This window comes from Legionella sp. PC1000 (assembly GCF_014109805.1).
GTDB classification, from domain to species: Bacteria; Pseudomonadota; Gammaproteobacteria; order Legionellales; family Legionellaceae; genus Legionella; species Legionella resiliens.
Map to the genome: position 1 here is coordinate 446673 of NZ_CP059400.1, position 24264 is coordinate 470936.

Genomic DNA, 24264 nt, shown 5'->3' on the forward strand with positions numbered 1-24264 from the left:
TTTTACTTGAAGGATAACGACTAATACACAGCTTATGAAAAACTCAAAACTCAATATTTGTAACGCGACTATTCATCCTGGCGAACAGGTTAATCTGGCTCTACCTTTACCTGATTTCTATTCATGTACTTCATTTTATATGCCTATAAAAGTAATTCACGGTAAAGAACACGGACCCTGCTTGTTAATTTTTTCGGCTGTTAAAGGAGATGAGCTAAATGGACTGGAAATTATAAATCGCTTACTCGAATCTGATAGATTGTCTCGAATGCGAGGAACTCTAATTGCTGTTCCTGTTTTAAATATTCTTGGGTTAATCGGTCCATCAAGAGCACATAATGATACAAATCTTGAGCGTTGTTTTCCCGGTGTAGAAAATGGTTCATATGGTGAGCGTATAGCTCACATCTTCACACAAGAAATATTAAGTAAAAGTGATTTTTGTATAGAATTACAAACTGGCTCTATCAACCATGAAATTTTGCCTCAAATTTATTGTGACTTAAATAATGTTGAAAGTAAGTGCTTAGCTAAAAGTTTTAGAGCCCCCGTTATTACCAATGTCAACATGCAAAATAATTCATTGAGAAAAACTACAGAACAATTAGGTATTCCCATGCTTGTCTATCAAGCAGGAGAAGCAATGCGATTTGACAAATCGGCAATTAGTTTAGGTTTATCTGGGATTCATAACGTGATGGAGGCTTTGAGCATGCTGGATGTGTCTGATCAAAATGATTATGTATTCAAACCTGTTTTTTCGCAAGATCAAGACTGGATCCGTACTCATCGTAGTGGTGTGTTTTTGAGTACCGTAGAGCTTGGACAAAGAATTCAAAAAGGACAGTGTATCGGAATCATTAGTGATCCTTTCAGTGCTGATACAGCTGAAGTTCTAAAGGCAGAGCATGAAGGAATAGTGGTAGGTATAAACCGTCATCCATTAATTTATGAAGGACAAACTATTTTTAAGGTAGCTACTTTTATCGATAATAATCGAGCCGAAATCGCTTTAGAAGCCTGGGGCAAAGAGGCTCAAGAATGAGTGCAGAAAATAAACTCAATTTAAAAGGTTTATTAGTCTGGCTTATCTGTGCACTCTTTTTTATGTATGAATTTTTATTGCGTACAGTGGTAGGCACTTTTCAAACACAACTAATGAATGACTTAAACCTAACACCGATGACTTTTTCTTTGTTAAGCACAACAGGATATTTAGTCATTTATGGAGTAATGCAAATTCCTATTGGAATTATTACTGCACGCTTTGGATTAAAAAAAGCATTATTTATTGCTTTAATTTTTTGTACAAGCTCTACAATGGGCTTTGCCTTATCCCAACATTTCTGTGTAGCAATGTTGTGCCGCATCTTCATGGGTTTAGGTTCTTCTTTTGGATTTATTTGTTTGTTAATTGCTGTCTATGATTGGATGCCTAGAAAAAATATTGCTTTGTTTATAGGTATTTCTCAATTTATTGGTACCTTAGGCCCAATGCTTGCTGCAGGCCCATTAAACACATTGTCTCAAAACTCTATGTTAGGATGGCGTGGTATATTTTTCAGTATGGCAGTTATCGGTATAATTATTGCTGTACTCACATTGTTGTTTGTAGAAAACAATCGTAATACTCGAGAAAAATTTATAGTACTTACCAAACCTATCAAAGTATCACAGAATTTATTAAAAATAATCAGTCAAAAACAGGTGTGGAGCATTGCACTTTTTTCTGGTTGTGTTTACTTTGCTATTGAATATTTTTCAGAAAATATCGGGGTGGAATTTCTAATAAAAAAAGGATTTTCTCCCGTATTTTCCTCCTACATGATAACATTGGCATGGTTAGGTTATGCATTAGGTTGCCCCTTACTCGGTTTTTTATCTGATAAGCTACAACGGAGAAAACCTCTAATGCTCACAAGTGCTTTTACAGCTTTAATATCCCTCTCCGGAATTATATATTTTCCATTCGGAAAAACACTAACAGGGCTTAGTTTTCTAGCCCTTGGTTTAAGTGCCAGTGGACAAAGCATCGGATTTGCAGCTATTGCAGAGCAATGTAAAGAAGAGTATCTGGCAATAGGGTTAGCTTTTAATAATGCGATGATAGCGATAACTACATCAGTTAGTGCTCCAATAATAGGGAGTATGTTGCCTTATCCTGCACAAATAAAAAATTATCAGGAGGCCCTCTTTCTCGTTATTATATTTTCTATAATTTCGGTACTAATTTCAGCTTTTGCCATCAAGGAAACGTTTGGAAAGTCAGTGAGAGAAAATACAGTACTCTCTTTAGACCCAACCAAACCATCCTATCATTTAGGTGTTGTTGAATAACAAACCAATTAAAAAAAGCAACTCTTTATAACTATGTGAAGGGTTTTGATTCATATTCAATCTGACAGTGCAAAATTAATATCCTATTATTAAATCAAGGAGGGTAAATATTGTTCATTACTTGAATTTTGAATGCATATGATTTTTTGAGCAACAATCAAAAAGCAAGGATGAAATATGAAAAAAATACTCTTGACTGTTTTTGCGACATTACACACATCATGGGCATATAGTGCTGCTTATTTTGGACCAACGCTCTGTGCTTATTCGCAATATGATTGTTTAAAAATAGTTCGTGGTGATAGTTGGGAAAATCTTTTTCCAGATCCTCAACAGCGTGATATAGTTCAGCGGTTGAATCGTAGTTACAATGTTCTTTGGCCCGGCAAAGAAATAGCAGTTCCCGTTAATTTAACAAATTTAAGTCTTTTCGATATTGCTCCATTTTCATTAAAAGTTGATACTAATGGAGAGAAATTAATTGTTGTTGATCAGGAAAAGCTGGCTTGGGCTGCGTATAACCATCAGGGGCATTTAGTCAAATGGGGACCTATCTCTTCAGGTCGTGATAAATGTGTTGATAGCCCAAAATCATGCAGAACGCTCACTGGAATATTTCGCGTCTTTAGTAAAGAAAACGAAAAGTGTCAATCCAATACCTACGATAATGCCAGGATGCCTTATTGTATGTATTTTCATAAAGGATTTGCTCTTCATGGTTCTAATGACATTCCAGGGTACCGTGCGAGCCATGGCTGTGTGCGTATGTTTACAGAAGATGCCAAATGGCTAAACTATGAGTTTATTGAATTATCCAGCGAAAAAAATAATTTTCTAGGGACTAAAGTCATAATAAAGCCATTACTCACCAATTTTAATGAGTTCAACTAAAAAAAGTAATTCTCAACGCCCAAGTTTTGTAAATTTGATGGTTTTGGCGACACCTCTCAGCTTTATATACGGTCCAGAGGGGCTTAGATCTCAGAATCTGCTGTACTAAAACGCAGAAGTTTCTCTGAAATTTTTTGAATTACTTGTGATCTTATTTCTTTTTCTCTTATAAACAGATGCCCACTATTAAATTGTTGGAATTCACAATGTTCCAATGAATGAGCCGCCCACCCTAAATGATCTTCTGGAGAGACCCAAGTATCCTGTTTGCCTAGAAATACGGTAATATTTGATTTTAAAGGCGATTCATCACGATAACCGTAGCTTTTTACAATATTCATATCACTGATAAAAATCGGTAATAAGACTTTAATAATACTTTTATTCATCCGCTCATCACTGTAATCAACAATGCCGTTTTCTTTAAATACTATGGATAAAGCCGTTAATTGTTCGTCGTCTAACTCACTGATTCGTTCTGGGTCTAAATCAAATAAGTTAATATTCATTTGCTGCAGTGTTGTCAGCAAATTATCCAAGCTTTTGGAGGGAATACGCGGGTCAGGGTATGCTGAGGCAAATAGATGTGCGGGTTGCGGCAAATTATGGCGACGTAAATAGCGACTCAGTTCAAATCCAATAAGGGAACCAAAACTATGGCCAAAAAAAGCAAAAGGGAGGTTGAGTTGGGGTTTAAGCTGATTGGCTAACATTGAAACCAAGGTATCGAGGTTGGCAAGAGGTGGTTCCTCCATTCGATTTTCCCTGCCTGGCAATTGGATGGGGCATACTTCGATGAAATCAGGAAATTCCTGTTGCCATTCGCGATAAATTGAAGCACCGCCACCGCCAAAAGGGAAACAAAACAAACGTACTTGTGCATTAGCTTGTATTGTTCGATTGGCGATCCAGAGAGTAGACCGCGTGGGAAAGTGCTCCGGGTCTCCTTGCACTACTGGTTCTATAGCGAATTTCTGAAGAGGTTTAGTCTCAAATTGAGCTTGGGGTACAGGAGGTTCTTGCTGGGAACCTAACCATTGGCTTGCTAATACATACTCGGCAATCTCATGAATGGACGGTCCTTGCATCATCAAAGGCAAAGAATAAGTGATGCCTAAGTTTGTTTCTATGATTCGGATCACTGCCAGCGCCATGAGTGAGTCCATTCCTAGTTCATGCAAGGATTGGAAGGGTTTGATGTCGTCTTGGGGCATTGAAAAAATCATCGCAAATTGCTCCGTTAAGTACCGAATCAATTTGGTTTGACACACTTCATAAGGCAATGATAAATCGAGTTGGAATTGGGATTGAATCTCCATAATTTGGTTAATTTGCAGGGTATCATTGAGTACGGTCATGCGCAGATCATGGCATGCAGCGATCAATTCATGATTTTTATCCAGCAAGTACCAGTCAGCAATGATGTATTTTCCTTCTGGATGCAGTTCTTTTAATACAGTGTATATATATTTCTGATCTTCTACTGAGCCATAAAACTCTAAAGCGCCCATATGTGATGCAATATAGGGTTTGGTGAATTGCTTGGGCAACAATAAAAAGAGTGTCTGAATGCAGGCATCAATAATACCTGGATGCATTCGGGTTACAAATTGTTTCCCTCGCTCTGAGGACTTGGGTTCGCGTAACTCACAAAACAGTTCATCCTTATTCGCCCAATATTGCTGTGCCCAACGAATCGTATCACCGGCGGGCATGCCCATGCCTGTTATTCGGTTATAAAACAGTTCACCAGTTCCCGAGACAGGGAGTCGTTGCAGGAGTTCGTCCTGGGTTTCAATTTGGTTGTACGAGGGCAAAATATTCAGGGCTAAAGTACCACTTGCATGCTCTATCCACGATTCTTTGCCATCATTGCTGTAAAAGCGAAAGGATAATATGCCCTCTTCATCTGTTTGGATGATAAGTTGTACCAAGATGGTTTTCCCATCCAAAACTAATAGGGGTGATAAATAATTGAGGTTTCGTACTTTAAAAGAGGCTTTTTGCGATAATTGCTTGGTTGCATAGGCTAACATTTCCAGATAATAACCTGCATGCAAAACATAAAAAGTATCCTGAACTTCAGGCATTACTTTTGTATCAAAGACAAACTCAAACTGTCGTGCGGGTAAAGGCGAGGCAAGAACTTTACCCCGCATGGGATAGGTTGTATTGATTCTTTCATTGATGTTTTGTTCTAGGGTTGGCCAATATGTTTTGTGTTGCCATGGATAAAACGGCAAATCCAGAGGTGCATAAGAACGTTCTTCTTCATATTTTTTCCAATCAATCTGCGCATGGGCGACATAGTTTTTTGCTAAAGCAGGCAAATCCAAAGTAGAAAACTCAGATATCGGGTTAGGGGTAATGGATTTTTTTTGCTCGTGATTGATAAATACAAACTCATTTCGAGCATCTGGATCGGTACGCAACGCAAACAGTTTTTGGTAAAGATCAGTAACTGAATCAGTTATGATTGCTACACGGTGTGCAAAATGAGAGCGCCTGATATGGAGGTTATAGCAAAGCTGTGCCAAATTTGTTTCCGGATTATTTTTTAAATAATCACACCAACGAGCAATTAATGCAGATAATGCAGATTTTTCTTTTGCAGAAAGGGTAAATAATTCTTTATCTCTGGAGATCCCATCGGTAAAAATGGGCTGCTCATTTAGAGAGAGTTCGCGTAATACAAGATGGGCATTAGCTCCACCAAAACCAAAACCACTTACTCCAGCAATACCGGTATCGCTGTATCTGGGTAATTGTTCCGGTTGATGGGGAATCTGCAAAGAATAACGCTCAAACGGAATATGGGGATTGGCCTGGTTAAAGTTAAGATGGGGGGGAACCAAACCATTTTTTAAGGATAAAGCCGTTTTAATCACACTGATAATGCCTGCAGCAGGTTCCAAATGACCTACGTTGGTTTTGACTGAGCTAATCCAACACGGCTTATCGGTGCTGCGATTTTTACTGATTACTTCGCCTAAGGCTTGAATTTCAATGGGATCGCCAAGGAACGTGCCTGTTCCATGGCATTCGATATAGGAAACATGGGCGGGATCTGTTTTGGCTGTTCGATAAGCTGCCCGTAATAGTTGTTCTTGCTGCAAACCATTAGGCGCCGTTAAGCCGTTTGTTTTGCCATCTTGATTCACTGCGGCGCCAGTGATTACTGCATAGACTTTGTCCTTGTCCTGTAATGCCTTGGCAAGCGGTTTCAAAATAATGGCGCCTGCACCTTCTCCTTGCACGTAACCGTCTGCTTTGGCATCAAAAGTATGGCATTGTCCGGTAGGAGAGAGCATGGTTGCTTTGGCTAAAACTGAATGAATGGAAGGTAAAAGGTTGATATTCACTGCACTCACTAAGGCAGTATCACATAATTTTGCGTGCAGGTTTAAACATGCTAATTGAATGGCGATGAGCGAAGACGAACACGCCGTATCTAGTACCAGGCTGGGGCCACGCAAATCGAATAAATACGATAATCGATTTGCTGCCATGCTGATGGCGCTTCCTGTAGGAATAAATAAAGCATCCATATCTGAATCCAGTTTTTGCAGGTGGCTAAACTGACTTGCATACAAACTGGAAAAAACACCCATATTGGAGCTTGCTAAGGCATCAACGGTCAAACCTGCATCTTCAAGTGATTCATAGGCTACCTCCAATAAAATGCGTTGTTGTGGATCCATTCGCGTTGCTTCACGTGGGCTAATACCAAAAAAATACGCATCGAACGCGTCAATCTGGGGTAAATAACCACCCCAATAAGGCAAATTAACATCACGTTGTGCCATTTCTCGAGTTCCTTTCAGGAGCTCCCAGCGTGTGTCAGGAAGTGGTGAAATGACATTTTTGCCTTGGCATAATAATTCCCAAAATTCTTGAGGATTATTGGCTTCAGGTAAGCGACAGCTCATTCCAATAATCGCAATGGGATCAAATAATTTTTCATTCTGCTCTTGTAAAAGCTTCTTGAGCTTTTGGATCATTAACAATGATTTTTTTAAGGTAGTTGTATCATTCATAAGTCAGCTCTAATTCGTTTAATTCCAACTCAAGCAGTTCATTGAGCTGTGCTTCATTTAACAGATCCAGATCCATGCTCCCTTCCGCATTAATAAGTGGCGCAGGCACTGGTGCACAGTTGACTTGCACGCGTTGCATGATGTAATCAATTAATTGGTTTAAAGTAGGATAGCGATATAAATCCATCGGTGCGACGACATCAGGGAAATGTTTACCCAGTTGTTCGGTATAATCGATACCCGTAATTGAATCCATTCCGTACTGTTGGAAAGGTGTTTCTCTATCAATTTCAGTGACTTCTAATCCTAATACTGATGCAAAGCAATTCAAGACTAATGCAGTAATTTCTTCCTGATTCAATGAGGAAACAAATGCTGTTTGAGTGCTTGAGGCATACTCGGCAACAAAATGGGTAAAGAAATCAAGTTGCTTGGCTGTGGCATTCACGTGTAAAAATTTTTTCCATTGAATGTTACATACTGTAATTTCAGCGGGGTTAAGTCTCAGCAAGGCATTCAATAAAGCAATTCCTTCTTTAATACTTAGAGAGGCCATCCCTACAGCATCTAAAAATGCATCATGATTGTGTCTATGACTCATTCCTTTTTCTGACCAAGCGACCCAGTTAATACTTGATGCAGGTAATTGCATACTACGACGATATAAGGAAAGTCCGTTCATAAACTCATTCGCCACAGCATAAGCACTAAGTCCTGCCATACCAAAATGGGGAACTGCCGCAATGGAAGAAAACAGCACAAACGAAGACAAATGAGCCTGTAAAAAGAGTTCATGCAAGACTAATGAACCGTGTATTTTTACGCGTAATACGTCACGCCATAATGCCTCATTCATATTCTCAATAGTGACATTATCCGTAGTGATTCCCGCTAAGTGAAAAACACCGTCAATAGGTTGTTGCCAGGTTTTTTCTGCCTCTTTGATGATTATGCGCATGTGCTCTTTATCAGCAACATCAACCGCAGCGTACCGAACTTGTGCGCCTTTTGCTTCTAACTGTCGGAGCCATGTATTTTTTTCTGACGTATGTGGTGAGAGTTCTGTTGTTCCTGTAAGCAAAACAAAGCGGGTTCCTTGAGTGACGATAAATTCTGCTACTTCATAGCCTAAAGCTCCTAAGCCACCCGTAATCAAAGCTGCTACAGGCGCTTTCCAGGAAGGAATCACCTCGTGATTTTGCGGTAGTCTATGAGGAATGAAGCGAAAGGTGTGCCTTTCGGAAGCACGGTAGGCAATATGATTTTGTTGGGTTTGGTAAAGCCCTAACTCCTTAATCAGGATCTTGGCATTTTGTTCTCTGTTTTCATTCACATCCAAATCAAGCAATAAAGCCTGGTATTTTGCTTGTTCGGCGGCAAAAATACGGGTCATGGACCAGAGATGATGTTGCCAGATGTTGAGGGTATCCGAGGGGTAAACCTGCTGCGCCGATTGTGATACAAGACAAAAAGTTAATTGATGCGACCAAGAATGCTTTACCATCGCTTGAAATAAATAGAGTAATGCCAGACTTGGATCGGCATGGTTTTCTTCATTTGCATCAGATACAGAACATACATAGATGACGCCTGTTAAATTGTCTTCGTGTTGGGAATGAAGTGTTGTAAAAAGCAGTTCATAATCTGTTTTTTGTGAGGCATTGAGGGTGTACTCCTGATCATGAGTTGATGCAAATTGATTGCGAGCAAAACAATAAATCCCTGCTTGTTCACCAAGTTCCTGCTTTAATGCAGGTACTGACTCCGGTTCACAGAATATGAGCCATTTCCCCTTTTGAGGAATTGATGCAGACTGAGTCGTTTGCGGATTTTTCTCCCATTGAGTGATGTAAAGCCAATCTTGGACATCAACCTGTTCTGTATTGGTACTGGGAAGTTGAATCGCTGGTTGCAGCGTTGGCTGGGCTATAGGAAGTGTTTCTACCTCTTTTGTAGGTATCCAACAGCGTCGTTTAGTAAATGGATAAGTAGGTAACGAAATAAGATTAGGTAAGTGTTTGTATAATCGTTCCCAATCCACTTTCGCCCCATTAATCCAATGCTGAACTAATTCTTCATAGAGCTCGTTGCTGATTAATTCCTCTATGTGAGTAGCTGCTTGGTGGTTACTTTGAGTCGTGTAATTTATCCAGGTATTTGGGCCATTGTTATGAGGATAGTTTGCCAGTGCAGCAAGCAATTCGTCTGTATTTTCCGCAATTACTGCAAATCGTGCCGTCATGTGCTCTCGTCCTGTTTGTAAAGTAAAACACGCATCTCTGAGCCATTCTTTATTTCGTGTATGGCTGTTTTGCAGCACATAACGATGCATTTGCTGTATTTGTATTGCCAAACGTTCTTCATTTAATGCAGATAATAAGAAAACGTAGGGGCTATTTAGTGCACTTTGGGGAAGTATTGGGGGAATGTATTCTTCAATAATCATATGCACATTGGCGCCGCCAGCCCCAAAGGAGCTCACTCCAGCCCGACGTGGCGAATTATTATCGGGTTGCCAATCGCTTAGTTCTTGCTGAACATAGAAAGGGGAATTTTGAAAATCAATAAAAGGGTTTAATTGCGTGCTATGTAGTGTGGGTACTAATTTTTGGTGACGCATTTGTAAAAGTACCTTGGCCAATTGCGATATGCCTGCTGCGGACTCCAGGTGTCCAATATTGGATTTGACGGAACCTATCGCACAAAATTGTTTGTCTTCGGTGTAGTTTTCAAAAGCATCTTGTAAGCCGCGAATTTCAATGGGATCCCCCAATGCGGTGCCTGTGCCATGCGCTTCAATATAGGATACCGTTCGTGCGTCAATCTCGGCATTTTTTAAAGCCTGGAGAATTACAGCAGCCTGGGCATTAGGATTGGGAACAGTATAGCCGCTGGTTTTGCCTCCATGATTCATACTGCTTCCTTTAATTACCCCATAAATCCTATCATGATCGGCAATTGCATCAGCTAAAGGTTTTAATAATACAGCGCCAACCCCTTCTGCTGGCACATAACCTGTTCCCCCTTCAGCAAAACTAGCACACCGTCCTTGTTCGGACATAAAATTAAAACTGCCCAGGAAGTGATATTTACTGGGATGTAATGACAAATTAACGCCACCAGCGATCGCCATGGCACAATCACCACGCAAGAGGCTCTCACACGCTAAATGTATTGCCGCCAAGGAGGAGGAACATGCTGTATCGACAACGAAGCTTGGACCGTTGACATCAAGGAAATAAGAAATCCGGTTTGCCACTGAAAACGATTGAATATCCAGAGGCACCCGATTTCCTTTTTGCCACTCTTCCGCGATAAATAATGGGTAAAAATTATAAGTCACCCCAGCAAAGACACCGACTGAATTTTGGGCTTTACGTTTTAATTTGTCACGGGTATACCCTGCATCTTCCAAGGTGGACCATACGGATTGCATGAACAAGCGTTCTTGTGGATCCATCAGTCCTGCATCGCGTGGTGAAATATTAAAAAACAGGGGATCAAATTTATCGATATCAGGAATAAATCCCCCATGGGGGAAATAGTGTTCTTCTCCTCCAATTATTACAGGGTACTCTTTGTAATCCCAGCGATCAGCAGGAACTTCACTGACACAGTCGCGTCCGCAACTTAAGTTCTGCCAAAACTCATCCATAGAATTGGCCATAGGAAATGTGCCGCTTAACCCGATAATGGCAATATCACGAGATGAATGACTTATCTTGGGTGAAGCGGTTAGAGGCTTAACTGCTTTCGTTTCAAGAGGTGTTGCTAAGGGTATGCTCTTGCCCTCGAACACCAGTGTGGATAATTTTTCTTTATAATTTTTGAGCAAGTAGTTTGCTAAATCATTTAATCGATTGCGTTCATAGAGCAATGTTTTAGGTAAGGTGCCAAAATCTTTTTCCAATCGATTGGTAATTTCCAAACCAATCAAGGAGTCTACTCCAAAAACCTCATACGTTTCATCTGCTTGCATGAGTTCGGGAGAAGTACCTAATTGTTTTGCGAAGATTTGCTGTAAATACATCAGGGTTTGTTGATGATTTATCGTAGAGCCTACATCCCGCGTCTTGTACGCGGGATCCATGGATGCCGTGGACAAGCCACGGCACGTCGCGCTCATAGATGTTTGTGGCATAGGCATGAAATCGGATTCCAAATCATACCAGTAACGCTGTTTGAGGAATGGATAAGCAGGTAACGAACCCAAACGGTGTATCTTTTCTCCGTGATAAACATGTTGCCAGTCAATGACATAGTGTTTTGTATATAAATCCGCCAGAATAAATAATTTATGACGATATTGATCCGAATTTTCGGGCTGAACTAAGGCTTTAATTGTTGCCTGATATACTTCATCAAATGCTGGCCCTTGAATCGTGCAGGTTTGGCCTTCATTCATCATGCAATATTCGGGAATTTCATGGTTAACTAATAAGGTCAACGCATTCGCTAACGCATCAAGAGAATCGACCACCAGGGCACAACGGTAAATAAAATGCGCTCGCCCAACATTGAGCGTAAAACTAAGTGAAGGTAGGGAAACTGTTTCCTTATTTTGATTAAGCCATTGGTGCAGATCCACTATTTTTTGCTGTATGCTTTCCTGGCGTTTGGCAGAAAGCGTGATTAAATAATAGGGTTTGGCTTGCCGGTTTTCGGCCATTCGCTGATGGGGACGGCCTTCCTCGAGAATAATATGGGCGTTGGTTCCACCAAATCCAAATGAGCTGACTCCAGCACGCAATGGAATATCATTTCCAGCTTCATTTTTGATGCGCTGCCAGGTTTGGGTCTCTTGGGCAATGTAAAATGGCGTATCGGTTAAATTGATATAGGGATTTAATTCATGCAAATGCAAAATACCCGGAAGGGTTTCATGCGTCATGGCCAAAATCAGCTTAATCACTCCGGCAATTCCCGATGCAGGTTCTAAATGACCGATATTTGTTTTTACAGAACCTAAGGCAATCGAGTTTTGCTTGACTTCAGATGAAAGTAAGGTTGCAAATGCACGTTTTAAACCCTCAATTTCCACAGGATCACCTAAGGCAGTACCTGTCCCATGGGTTTCAATATAAGTTACCGTATCCGGAGCGAATTGGGCTTGGGTATAGGCGCGAATCAATAGCTCGCTTTGTGCGGCTGCATTGGGCGCAGTCAAAGATTGCGCTTTGCCGCCATGATTTACTGCGGTTGCTTTAATGACGCCATAGATATGATCCCCGTCTTCTTGTGCTTGCTTTAAAGGTTTCAACAAAAGACTGGCTACACCTTCTCCCTTAACGTAGCCGTCTGCGGTTTTAGCAAAAGTTTTGCAACGACCCTCTGCAGATAAAGCCCCCAGTTGGCTGGTGACTACCAGGGTATCGGGGCTCAATATGAGGCTTACGCCGCCTGCAACAGCCAAATCGCATTCGCCATGACGGATTGCTTGTACTGCACGGTGAATTGCAACCAATGAGCTTGAGCATGCGGTATCAATGGCTTCACTTGGGCCTTGAAAATTGAAAAAGTAAGAAACACGATTGGCAATCATGCTATGCGAATTACCCGTGGCGATAAATCCATGGTGTTCTTTTTGTTGTTTGGCAATTAAGGTCTGATATTCGCTAAACTCAACGCCGGCAAAAACGCCAATGTTCTGCGCGGATAAGGCAAAGGGGTCATAACCTGCATCTTCAATGGTTTTCCATACAATTTCCAAAAAGAGCCGTTGTTGCGGATCCATGAGATTTGCTTCTCGGGCGGAAATATTAAAAAAACCTGCATCAAATTGATCGAAATTGTTGATAAACGCGCCCCATTTGGAGTTACTTTGATGCGCTTGATTCCCATAATAATCACGCCAGTCCCAGCGTTCTATAGGGATCTCGGTCACTAAATCATCACCTGCGAGCAAATGCTGCCAAAATGCAGCAAGATCATCGGATTGTGGGAAAAGCCCTTGCATACCAATAATGGCAATCGATTCAGCTCCATCAGTTACTCTCTGCCTGGGTTTTATCGTAGGAGCATGAATTGGCAGTTGTGCTGCTTCATGATGTGCTTTAGCTATGGCTTCCGGAAATTGATTCATCAGGTATTGACCGATTGAGCTCACACTACTGTGTGTAAAGAAGATGGCGGGGGTAAACTCGATTTGGTAGCGTTCAGCGATCTTTTTAGCCAATTCAATAAAATGCACCGAATCCATCCCGTACTCACCAAGATTTTTTTCTAGTGCAATTCGGTGTTGGTTCATTTTCAATATTTGGACTACTTGCCGAGTAAGAAACGAGCTGACCTTGTCGATGAGTGCATTGTGCATTAATGGCGAATCGGTTTGTCTTTCCTGAATTACGCTGCATTGGTCCACATCAGAGTACCAGTAACGCTCCTTGGCAAAAGGATAAGTAGGTAAGGATATTTTTTTCCTGGATTCACCTGCATGGATTTGTTTCCAATCCAGCTCCTGGCCCTCTACATAAAGTTTGGCCAGCGCCAATAACGTTTCTTTATATTGGGAAGGCTGAGACGATTGGTGCATCAGGATGGGTAAGAGGGTGGGACTCAATAGCCTGGTTTCAGAGGTATTTGTTCCATCTGTTTGGAGAACCAATTGCGCAGGTTGTTGTTGTGCTTTAAATTGTTGTACACAGTGAATTGCTTCCTCTAGTGAACTGACCACCATAGCGCAACGACAATCAAAATGAGTTCTGCCTGTATTTAATGTGTAACTGACTTGCTCCAGTTCTGCTGCTGGATTGTTTTCCCACCAAGTTAACAAATCATCCAGACGTTGATTTAATGCAATTTCTGTCTTGGCAGATACGGTCAGCAAATAATGTGATTTATTCCTTGTTGGTCCATCCAATGTCTCTGGGGCTTCGGATAAAATCAGATGAGCATTAGCACCTCCTGCACCAAAAGAGCTGACTCCGGCAATGCGTGGTGCATTGGGTAATGGTTGTTGCCATTCACTTACGGTGTGTTGCACACGAAATGGTGTTGTGGACCAATTAATATTGCTATTTAATGGTTCAGAAAAAAGAGAGGGTACCAGAGTATGATGTTGTAATTGCAAGACCACTTTGGTGACCGCAGCAATCCCTGCGGCAGACTCACAATGGCCAATATTGGATTTTACAGAACCAATAGCACAGTATTGTTGCATTTTTCTTTGGCTAAATACCTTATTTAATCCAGCAATTTCAATAGGATCGCCCAGTGAAGTTCCAGTGCCGTGTGCTTCAATATAACTGATATATGCTGGGTCAATATTGGCTTTTTGGTAGGTTTCAGCAAGCAAGTCTGCTTGTGCATTAGGATTAGGTACTGTGTAACCGTTTGTTTTTCCCCCATGATTGAGGTGGCTGCCTTTAATCACTGCATAAATAAGATCGCCATCTGCAAGTGCATTATCTAGGGGTTTTAGCAGGATTGCGCCAACGGCTTCACCCGGTACATAACCATCGCCACCCTCGCCAAAACTACGGCAATGCCCATCACGTGCTAAAAATTTTCCATGGCTTAACAGGAGATATTTATTGGGATGCAGGGAAAGATTCACTCCACCAGCAAGGGCCATATCGCATTCGCCTTCATGTATGCTTTGGCATGCTAAATGGATTGCTGTAAGCGAAGAAGAACACATGGTATCCAGTGCGATACTCGGACCATGCAAATCAAAAAAATAGGATACTCGATTGGCAATTGAAGCAAATATGGAGTTTGTGGGAACAAATTGATTGGCATGTGTAGATTCGTTACCAAATAATTGATATTGCCCGTACATTACTCCCACATAGACACCTACTTTTTGCCCCGCTAAGGCGTCACGCGCATATCCGGCGTCTTCTACGGTTTTCCATGCAGTTTCTAAAAACAATCGCTCCTGGGGATCCATTAACGCGGCTTCGCGCGGTGAAATATTAAAAAAAAGCGGGTCAAACTGATCCACATCTGTTAAAAAGCCGCCCCATTTACTGTACGTTTTACCCGGCTGATCTTGATGCATATCAAAATAGTCCGCCAAAGCCCATCGCTCTGGAGGAATTTCGCGGATACAGTCTTTCCCTGCATAAAGATTGTGCCAAAATTCGGTTAAATCCTTAGCATCAGGATAACGTCCGCTCATCCCAATAATAGCGATATCCCTCGATTTTGATGGATTTTTTGTCACACTAAGTCGTTTGGGAGCGATTACCAAGGGATAGACTGAATTCGTTTTCGTTACTGCATCAGCAGGTAGGCGTTGAATTAATTCATGGGCATAATGCTCCATGAAGTAGTCAGCTAAATCTGCTACATTTCGGTATTCAAAAAATAATGTTTTGGGTAACTCCCTGAATTCATTGCCTAAACGTTGGTTGAGTTGAATGATCATCAAGGAATCGATGCCATAATTTTCAAAAGGCAAATTCCTATCAATACGCTCTGGTGCGCATTTCAAAGTCTCTGCCAGTATTTTTCTCAAAAAATCTTCAATATCCTTCTTTTGAAATTCTGCTGCAGAGGCGCATTGCTCCGTGCCTCCGCGCGCTTCTTTCTCTGCAATGAGTGTCCAAAGAGGTCTGGTTTGTGTACGTAAATTCGAATTGAGTTCCGGCGGATGAGTCCTCATAGAGTGTTTTAACACGGAATTATTCTGCAATGCGCTCAGGAGTTTTAGTTGATAGCCCGGGAGAACAATGCAATGTGCAGCATCATACTGCAAAGTCTGTAAGAATGCGTTAAATCCTTGTTGCGTGGATAAACTGATGATACCTAAGGTTTGCTCCAGCACCTGTTGGTATTCAGGGGCAATCTGCAATCCTCCTTCTTCCCAATGTGGCCAAGCAATTGAAAGCGTTCGGCCAAAGCAATGGCCCAAGGCTCTTTGCTGTTCCCGCTCGTGAGCAAATTCATCCAGAAAACAATTGGCATAAGCATATTCGCTTTGTCCCATGTTACCGAATACGGCGGCTACGGATGAAAAGAGGACGAAGAAATCCAAAGCCTCGTTACGTGTTGCAGTATGTAAATTGCAGGCGCCGTAAATTTTGGGTGCTAAAACCTTTGCGATTTCAGGCACTGTTTTATTTACAATAAGTCCATCGTGGGTAAGGCCCGCAGCATGAATAATGCCGTTAATCGCGCCAAAATGCTTTTTAGTACTTTGAATAAGGGCTAGGACTTCCTCGTAGGATGACACATCAGCAGGTATATAAACCACTGAGGCACTGTGCTTTTCAAGTTCTGTAATGCGCTTTTGAACGTGCTCAGACATAGGGGAACGCCCGGTTAATACGATTTTGGCCTGATACTCTTCTGCCAAATACGATGCGAACAAATAACCCAGTCCTCCCATGCCGCCAGTAATTAAATAAACCCCTGACTTTTTGAGAATTGGTGCTGGGGATATGGATGAAGGGAGGGCTTCATAACGTCGAATAGAGCGGTGATTTTGTTTATCGTAGCGAACTTCAATTTCATTTTGGGTTAATTCCTTTGCCAGCAGACTAAGATTATGTAATTCAATAAAACGACAGGAAATGTTGGATTGCTCTTGATGCAGGCTTTTTGCAAATCCGACTAAAGCACGTGAAAAAAGAGAAGGTCCTTTACTGATACAAATTAATTGGACTGGATTTTTAGGTTTTAGTTTACTGATTTGGGTCACCAACCGATGAACCAGATAATAGGTTTGCTCCAAGTTTTTTTGGATCTCTTTAGGCGAAAACAGGGGCTCATCAAATTCGTCCAGAGCAAGGATAATGTATTCGCTCAGTGAATCGATAATGACATTAGACCTCTTGTCCCACTCTACCTCCTCAGCCAGTTTGGCAGGAGGTCTGTCTGCAAAATGAGAATTTTGTATTCGTTGCCACGATGTCGCGTGATCAGCCAATTGTTCTTTTATTGAGTGTATTAACTGCTCATTACTTCCTAGAATCAGTATGGAGTCTGGGCGTTTTCCTGTTGCTGAATGCAATGGTTGAGCAACCCATACAGGAGAATAATAGGCGATAGTAGCTTCTTCAGGTTTAATCGAGTCTTGCACCGCACCTAAGGTAAATCCCGTAATGACCAACAAGAGTGCCCCTTCAGCATCGCTGACTTGAATATTAAAAACAGGCATATGGTGATTATCTGCAGGAGAAATCAGATGGGCATATACATAACAGGTATTTGCCAGAAGCTTATAAATATCCATCTGGGTAATAGAAAAAGGCAGATAAAGCACCTCACGATTTTTAAGCAAAGCCTGGGTTGTTTGTAAAATCCCATCGAACAAACAAGGATGTATTATAAATTCATCGTGCTGGGAAGGCACAGAGGAAGGCAGGGTAAGTTCGGCCAAGAGATGAGTCTCACTAAAATGAAGGGTCTGAATGACGCGAAAACTTGGGCCATAGGTTATGCCTGCATGTTTAAAATAAGTATAAATGGCCTCAGGATCTTGAGTATGGGGCAATACTGATTTTAATTCCTGAATGGGAAGTGGAGTATGGCGGCTATCGGGAGAATGGTCCCCATAATGAATGTCTCCGCTGACATAAGAAACAGTCGCATCTGTGTTTGTGATTGCAAATGAAACACCATCAGTTTCAGGAAATAAATGGACATGTACTGGATTGGACCAATCCGAAGTTTTTATCGGTTTTTTCCAGATAAGATTGCTTAGAGTAGCTGCATGTTGATTACTTGCAGCCAGACTGGCTGCAGCACGCGCCATTTCCAAACATACAGCGCCAGGTAGTACGGACTCATCATTTATTCGATGCTCACACAAATAAAATTCTTTCCCTGAAAATTGCTTACTAAAAATAGATGAGGAAAACGGAGAGAGATTTTCATCGAGCAATGCATGTACTTTGCGGGATAAATTATTTTTAATTTCCACCCAATGAGTTTCTTTGGCGAAGGGATAAGCAGGAAGGGAGATTTTTTCCTGATAATTACCATAGATTGTGCCCCAATCAATCGATTTTCCCTGTAGATAATGATTGCGGATATGATTTAAATCAGCAGGGCTATCATGATTTGTTGACTCTATCGCAACTAAATACTGCTCTAGATCTTCGCTGGATAGAATAGAGCCTAACTGTTCCTTTAATTCGGCAACAGTCTTGACGATGAGGCACAAACGCTTGGCAAAATGGCGTCTGCCTGCATTTAAGGTGTAACTGAGTGAAGCCAGACTTGGTAAATCCTGTTGCTGATCCAGCCAGCTAAGCAAATCAGCAATTCGTTGCTGCAAAGCGGACATTGTCATCGCCGATAAGCAAATCAGATAAGAGAAATGATTAGGGGATGGAGCGTGTATGCGTTCCGGACTTTCTTCAAGGATGATGTGAGCATTTGTACCACCAAAACCAAATGAACTGACTCCCGCTCTTCTGGGGGTTCCTGCTGCTTTGGGCCATTTAGTTGTTTTATCAAGGAGATAAAATGGACTGTCCTCAATTTCAATATAAGGATTTAATTCATTGAAATGCAAATTCGCGGGTAAAATCGCATGGCGCATGGCGAGCAGAGTTTTAATGATTCCTGCAATTCCTGCCGCGGATTCCAAATGGCCAATGTTTGTTTTAACAGCACCTAATCCACAGTACTGTTTTGGCAAGGCTTCGAGATTCTGTTCTAATGCCAAATGTTGAAATGCCTTTTTTAAGCCATTAATTTCGATGGGATCACCGAGTGGTGTGCCGGTGCCGTGGGTCTCGATGTATTGAATGCTGTCGATGGGTACTTGAGCGCGTTGACATGCAGTAATGATTACTTCTGCTTGGGCATTTGGGTTGGGTGCAGTAAGCGTATTCACATGTCCGCCATGATTCACCGCAGTTCCTTTGATTATCCCATAGATGTGATCGCCATCGCGCAATGCCTGCGTTAATTTTTTTAATAAAATGGCACCTGTACCTTCACCGCGTACGTACCCATTGGCGTTTTTATCAAAAGTTTTGCAACGTCCATATTCACTTAACATGCCGGCTTGATTCGCTGCAATAAAAGAAGTTGGGGTAATTAAAGTATTTACTCCACCTGCAAGTGCAAGATCACAATCACCTTGCAAAATCGCATGGACTGCCTGGTGAACAGCAACCAGAGAACTGGAGCACGCGGTATCAATTGTTTCACTCGGCCCACGCAAATTTAAAATGTAGGAGATCCGATTGGCAATCATACTGTTCATGGTGCCCGTCGTAAGATAGGCATCCATTACCTCATTTTTTTGCAATAATTCAGCATAATCATGATTAAATACGCCTACAAACAGGCCAGTTTTCGATGCTGCAAGGGTGGACGAGTTATATCCTGCATCTTCAATTGTTTTCCAAGCGGTTTGTAAAAATAATCGTTGTTGTGGATCAATTAATTCTGCTTCGCGAGGGGAGATATTAAAGAATGTTGCATCAAATTGATCGACATGATCAATGAAACCACCCCAGCGTACGGTTAAATTTTGCCAGTTCCAGCGTGATGAAGGTACTTCACTGATGCAATCTTTTCCCTGACATAAGTTATCCCAAAAGGTAGCCACATCGGGTGCTTGTGGGAAAACGCCACTCATTCCAATAATGGCGATGTCGTTTGTTTCCTTAATGGAGTGTTTTGCTTCCACCGATAGCGACTTTTCCGATTTTTTATCTAATAAATCCGTATAAAATTCTTCTAAAGTAGAATATTCATACAAAGCTGCAGGGGATAAAACGAGCTGATAGGTTTCGTTAAGTAAGGCTGTGAGCTGAATGATATTAATGGAATCAAAGGAATATCGGCTCAGGGGTGCATCCAAAGCAATTTCTTTTTCATTTATTTTCAGTACATTAGCTACCAGGCTTATGAATTGACTTTCCTTATCACCGTTTGCATTCTGATTTCCCGGGAGCTTTTCTGATGAATCCTGGGTTAATACGGCAAGATTTTGCTCATCAAATAATAATTGAGCTTTTTTTCGTTGCAGTTTGCCACTACCGGTTTTGGGAATTGCTCCTTTAGGGCTTAAAACTACTGCATGAACTTCCACACCATGATGTTTGGTAATGGCATGACGAACCACATTCCTGATTTCAGGCCATAGTGATGGAGGTGTTTCTTCCGACAGCTCCTGCACAATAATAATTTTTTCTTTATTCCCATGTCCTGTAGAAAATGCTACTTGGGGGAGTTTAATTTGGAATTTGGAAAGTGCATTGGCTACGGTGATTTCCAAGTCAAGTGGATAATATTTTTTTCCATAAATAACAATGACTTCTTTTAATCTTCCAGTTAAATAAATTTCGTTATCCAGGATAAATCCAAGATCTCCGGTTTTAAAATAGCGAAGATCACTGCCGGGTACAGTTGCATTGAACACTGTTTGGGTTTCATCAGGACGTCGCCAATAACCAAGGGCCAGTGATTTGCCGGATAACCAAATTTCACCCGTTTCCCCGGCAGTAACGGGCTGTTTTGTTTCTGGATCCACAGCAATTGCCTGCAATCCCGTTAATAATTTACCGCTGCTAACCAATCGTCGTTGCAGATTCTCATTATCTTGAAGTGCTATACAATGTGGTTCGCAACCAAAAGACGTCACCGCGATTGCGCCGGATAATTCAGACATACCGTATGCAGAACAAAATTGCTTTAATTGAAAACCACAGGAATGGAATTTGGAAACAAAATCCATAAGTGTTTGATATTGAACAATATCGCCACCATTGATTGCCACTTTCCAGTGTTTTAAATTAAGCCGAGAAAGCTCTGCTTCTTTAATATCGCGCACACAAACATCATAACCAAAGTTAGGACAACCACTATGTGTTACCCGATATGTTGAAATAGCAGATAACCAGGTAACAGGTCTGTTGATGAATGCAGATGGAGGTACAATAAAAGCGGGTGTTCCATGATAGAGTGGTACCAATATACCACATACTAGCCCATATACATGGGTATGAGGAGCCCAGGTCAAGGTGACACTCTTCTTAGTGTAATGCCAAACCTTAATGGTTTCTTGCAAACTATGCTGCAAGTTTCCATGGGTGATGATTGCTGCTTTAGGGGCAGAAGTTGAGCCCGAAGTATATTGCAAATAGGCTATGGTGTCCTCATTGATAGAAATTGATTGAAAATTTCGGGTCGATTGGGTCTTGAGCACATCAGTGGCCAATATCGGTACTTTTCTTTTTAGGATTGATTCAATACTTGAATGGTACTGAGACAGGCTTAAAACAGCAGCAATATCGGCATCTTCAGCAATGGCGTTCAGGAATGCCTCATGGTGTGTCAATTCATCCATTTTAGGGCAAGGTATTGGCACTGCGACCACACCAGCATACCAACATCCCATCAAGCTCGTTATAAACTCAACTCCTGTTGGGTAAAGAAGGATGACGCGATTGCCTGTTACCTGATAGGTTTGTAAATGCGCAGAAATAATTTGTGCTTGCTTATCCAGTTCACCTAAAGTAAGTTCTGCGGTTTTGTGTTCACCGTCTTCTAAATAGAAAATGGCTTTTTGATGAGGATGTTTTTGCGCCCTATTCTGTACTACACGAACAATATTCTGCATGAGCAACTTCCGTTTGCTAAGTCTATCATTTAATTTGCATCATGCTATCAATACTCCCAGATAATGTCATCTGGTATCGAGAGTTACATTTCTACTATCTTGGCCAAAATCGTTTGATTTTCTGTGCTCCGATGCTCACATACTTCATGTATGCTGCGCTTCGGTGCTCGAAAATCAAACGATTTTGGCTCAAGCTAGCGAAATGTAAATAGAGCTAAGTTTCTACTCTCCTGGTCCTAATGACCTGACTTTCTGTGCTCCGATGCTCACATACGTCAAGTATGCTGTGCTTTAGTGCTCGAAAATCAAACGATTTTGGCTCAAGCTAGCGAAATGTAAACAGACCCTGGTTTTGTATGTTTTTACCAATGAGTCAAAGCGAGGTAGGTATTTTTGGAATGGGTCTTTAAAAATTCAGTAAAATCTTTGGTATCTAAAGGTTTACTAAAGTAAAAACCTTGCATTATGTAACATCCGTTTTCTTTTAAAAATTTAATTTGCCCTAGCGTTTCCACACCTTCTGCCAGGCAATCAATATTCATCCGATGTGCCAATGCAATAGTATTAATTACAATGTTTCTGCTATCGATACTGACTTCAATATCTTGAATAAAGGTTTTATCAATTTTTATTTTATTCACTTTAAATAACTTAAGATTTCCGAATTCTGAATAACCCGTACCGAAGTCATCAATGGCCAGTGAGATACCCATCTCCGTAAATTTATTAATAATTGGAATGGCTTCATTTTGAAATGCATTAGATTCTGTCAGTTCCAACTCGAGATACTTGGGAGAAAGTTTTAGTTTATTTAAAATTTCCCCAATACGCTCAACTAAATCATGTTGTATTAATTGTTTGGCTGACAAGTTAACCGACAACGCTAATTGAAATCCCTTGTTGTGCCATTTCTTCAGCTGCTTGCATGCAGTATTTAAAACCCATTCACCAATAGGAAGAATCATACCGTTTGCTTCTGCTAAAGGAATAAATTCCATTGGAGAAAGCAATCCTAAAATCGGGCTCTGCCAACGTAATAACGCTTCTGCACCGCAAATGGTTCCAGTTCTCAAATCAATAAATGGTTGATAATTTAAAATGAGTTCGTTATTTTCAATTGCATGATGGAGGTGGTTTTCAATACTTAATTGTCTGGAGGCATCTGCAGTAATCACTGTATTGTAAATGCGTACGCAGTTTCCTCCCCGCTCGGTTGCCAGTGTGCGGGCTGCTTCTGCATTCGTAATTAATGTATCTACATCTCTGCCATCAGTCGGATATACACTAATGCCCATACTTGCGGTTAAGTTCAATTCTTGTTGGGCAACATAGACAGGATTTTCTAATACAACAAATAAATCTTGGGTACACTCCTCGATTTCTAATGCATCTTTGACTGGATAAATTAAAATAACAAAAACATCTTTACGTAACAATGAAATGAAATATTTTGAATTCTTTTCCGCAAGATGAGCAAAACGCTGAGCAATACGATGAATAATAGTGGCAGAAGCTTGATGGCCGATACTGTCATTAATTTTTATCATATTGTTTAATGAAAAACAGGCAATGGCAAATTTTTGATGATCGCGAATTGCTTTTTCAGTGACACCCTGAATGTGATCATAAAGTAAGCGCTCGTTAGGTAAATCTGTTAATAAATCATGTGTTGCTTGGTAGGTGACTAACTTCAGTGACTTCTCTAATGCTTCCGTGCGTTCGTTAACCCGTTGCTCTAAGGAAGCATTCATATTTTCCAGTTTCCGACTAAGTAATGCGTTTTCATAACCCAAACGAAATAATTTTAAAATAATCCTGTTTCCCACAAAGCACGCAATAAGCATAAATATCCCAAGTACTAAAAATGCACCTGTAATCGAAGTACTGACGTTGTTGCTCTTGGATTGGGATAAATCAATAATTAAATAAAGGTGATATAAAAGTGTAGGGGTAAGTAAGCATACAATACTGGCGATGCCCATTGTTAAATCCAGTGCGGTTGAGAAGGAAAAACAAATCAAAACAGCTGACAAGAAGATAATCGTAGTCATTTTTTGATCGATGCCATCATTCATAAACAAAATGCCAATGCTGCTCCATATCAGGCAGATTAAAATAACAATGTAGAGAAATCCTTGCCGACATTTAATGATTTCTCTGTGGGTTATATGGCTGTATTCAAAACGAAGAGCCCATAAGACATTGAGCAAATTTGCAATCACCAGAAGGATATACCAAGAAATGATTAATATTGGGCGTGTCGAACTATAGATTGCAAGAACATACAGAAGAGCACCAAAAATATTGGCAAAAGCACCAAGCTTAACCATGCTGTGAAATGACTTGGCAGTTTCAAACTCAATTTTTTGCTCAATTTTGCGTTGTTCGCTGGAGGTGAGTTGTGGTGCCTCGCTAAACTTATGTCCATTAGTGGGCTGTGACATAAAAGCTCCTTGCTCAATCATATGA

The 24264-nt window shown here is 41.0% G+C and carries 6 protein-coding genes; 3 read left to right on the plus strand and 3 right to left on the minus strand.

The features are described 5' to 3' along the window. Positions 1 to 34 precede the first annotated feature (34 nt). From FOLKNPGA_RS02010 to FOLKNPGA_RS02020, 3 genes are all read left to right on the plus strand, one after another. Positions 35 to 1045: a succinylglutamate desuccinylase/aspartoacylase family protein gene (locus tag FOLKNPGA_RS02010; protein WP_182351511.1), complete on the plus strand. Its 1011-nt coding sequence runs from the start codon at positions 35 to 37 to the stop codon at positions 1043 to 1045. Beyond that, complete coding sequence (locus tag FOLKNPGA_RS02015; RefSeq protein WP_182351512.1) at positions 1042 to 2337, plus strand: MFS transporter; 1296 nt, start codon at positions 1042 to 1044, stop codon at positions 2335 to 2337. Before FOLKNPGA_RS02010 ends, FOLKNPGA_RS02015 begins: the two co-directional genes overlap by 4 nt. A 177-nt stretch (positions 2338 to 2514) precedes the next feature. After that, positions 2515 to 3228, plus strand: coding sequence for a L,D-transpeptidase (locus tag FOLKNPGA_RS02020; protein ID WP_182351513.1), 714 nt, complete (start codon positions 2515 to 2517; stop codon positions 3226 to 3228). 83 nt (positions 3229 to 3311) lie between these two features. Here the strand turns inward: FOLKNPGA_RS02020 and FOLKNPGA_RS02025 are convergent, their stop codons facing one another. The 3 genes from FOLKNPGA_RS02025 to FOLKNPGA_RS02035 form a co-directional block, all read right to left on the minus strand. Further along, complete coding sequence (locus FOLKNPGA_RS02025) at positions 3312 to 7265, minus strand: beta-ketoacyl synthase N-terminal-like domain-containing protein (protein WP_182351514.1); 3954 nt, start codon at positions 7263 to 7265, stop codon at positions 3312 to 3314. Next, positions 7258 to 21795, minus strand: a complete 14538-nt coding sequence (locus tag FOLKNPGA_RS02030; RefSeq protein ID WP_182351515.1) for an SDR family NAD(P)-dependent oxidoreductase — start codon at positions 21793 to 21795, stop codon at positions 7258 to 7260. The genes FOLKNPGA_RS02025 and FOLKNPGA_RS02030 overlap by 8 nt, the downstream gene beginning before the upstream one ends. A gap of 362 nt (positions 21796 to 22157) precedes the next feature. Beyond that, positions 22158 to 24239 (minus strand): bifunctional diguanylate cyclase/phosphodiesterase, encoded by a 2082-nt coding sequence (locus FOLKNPGA_RS02035; protein WP_182351516.1) that lies wholly within the window; start codon positions 24237 to 24239, stop codon positions 22158 to 22160. Positions 24240 to 24264 lie beyond the last annotated feature (25 nt).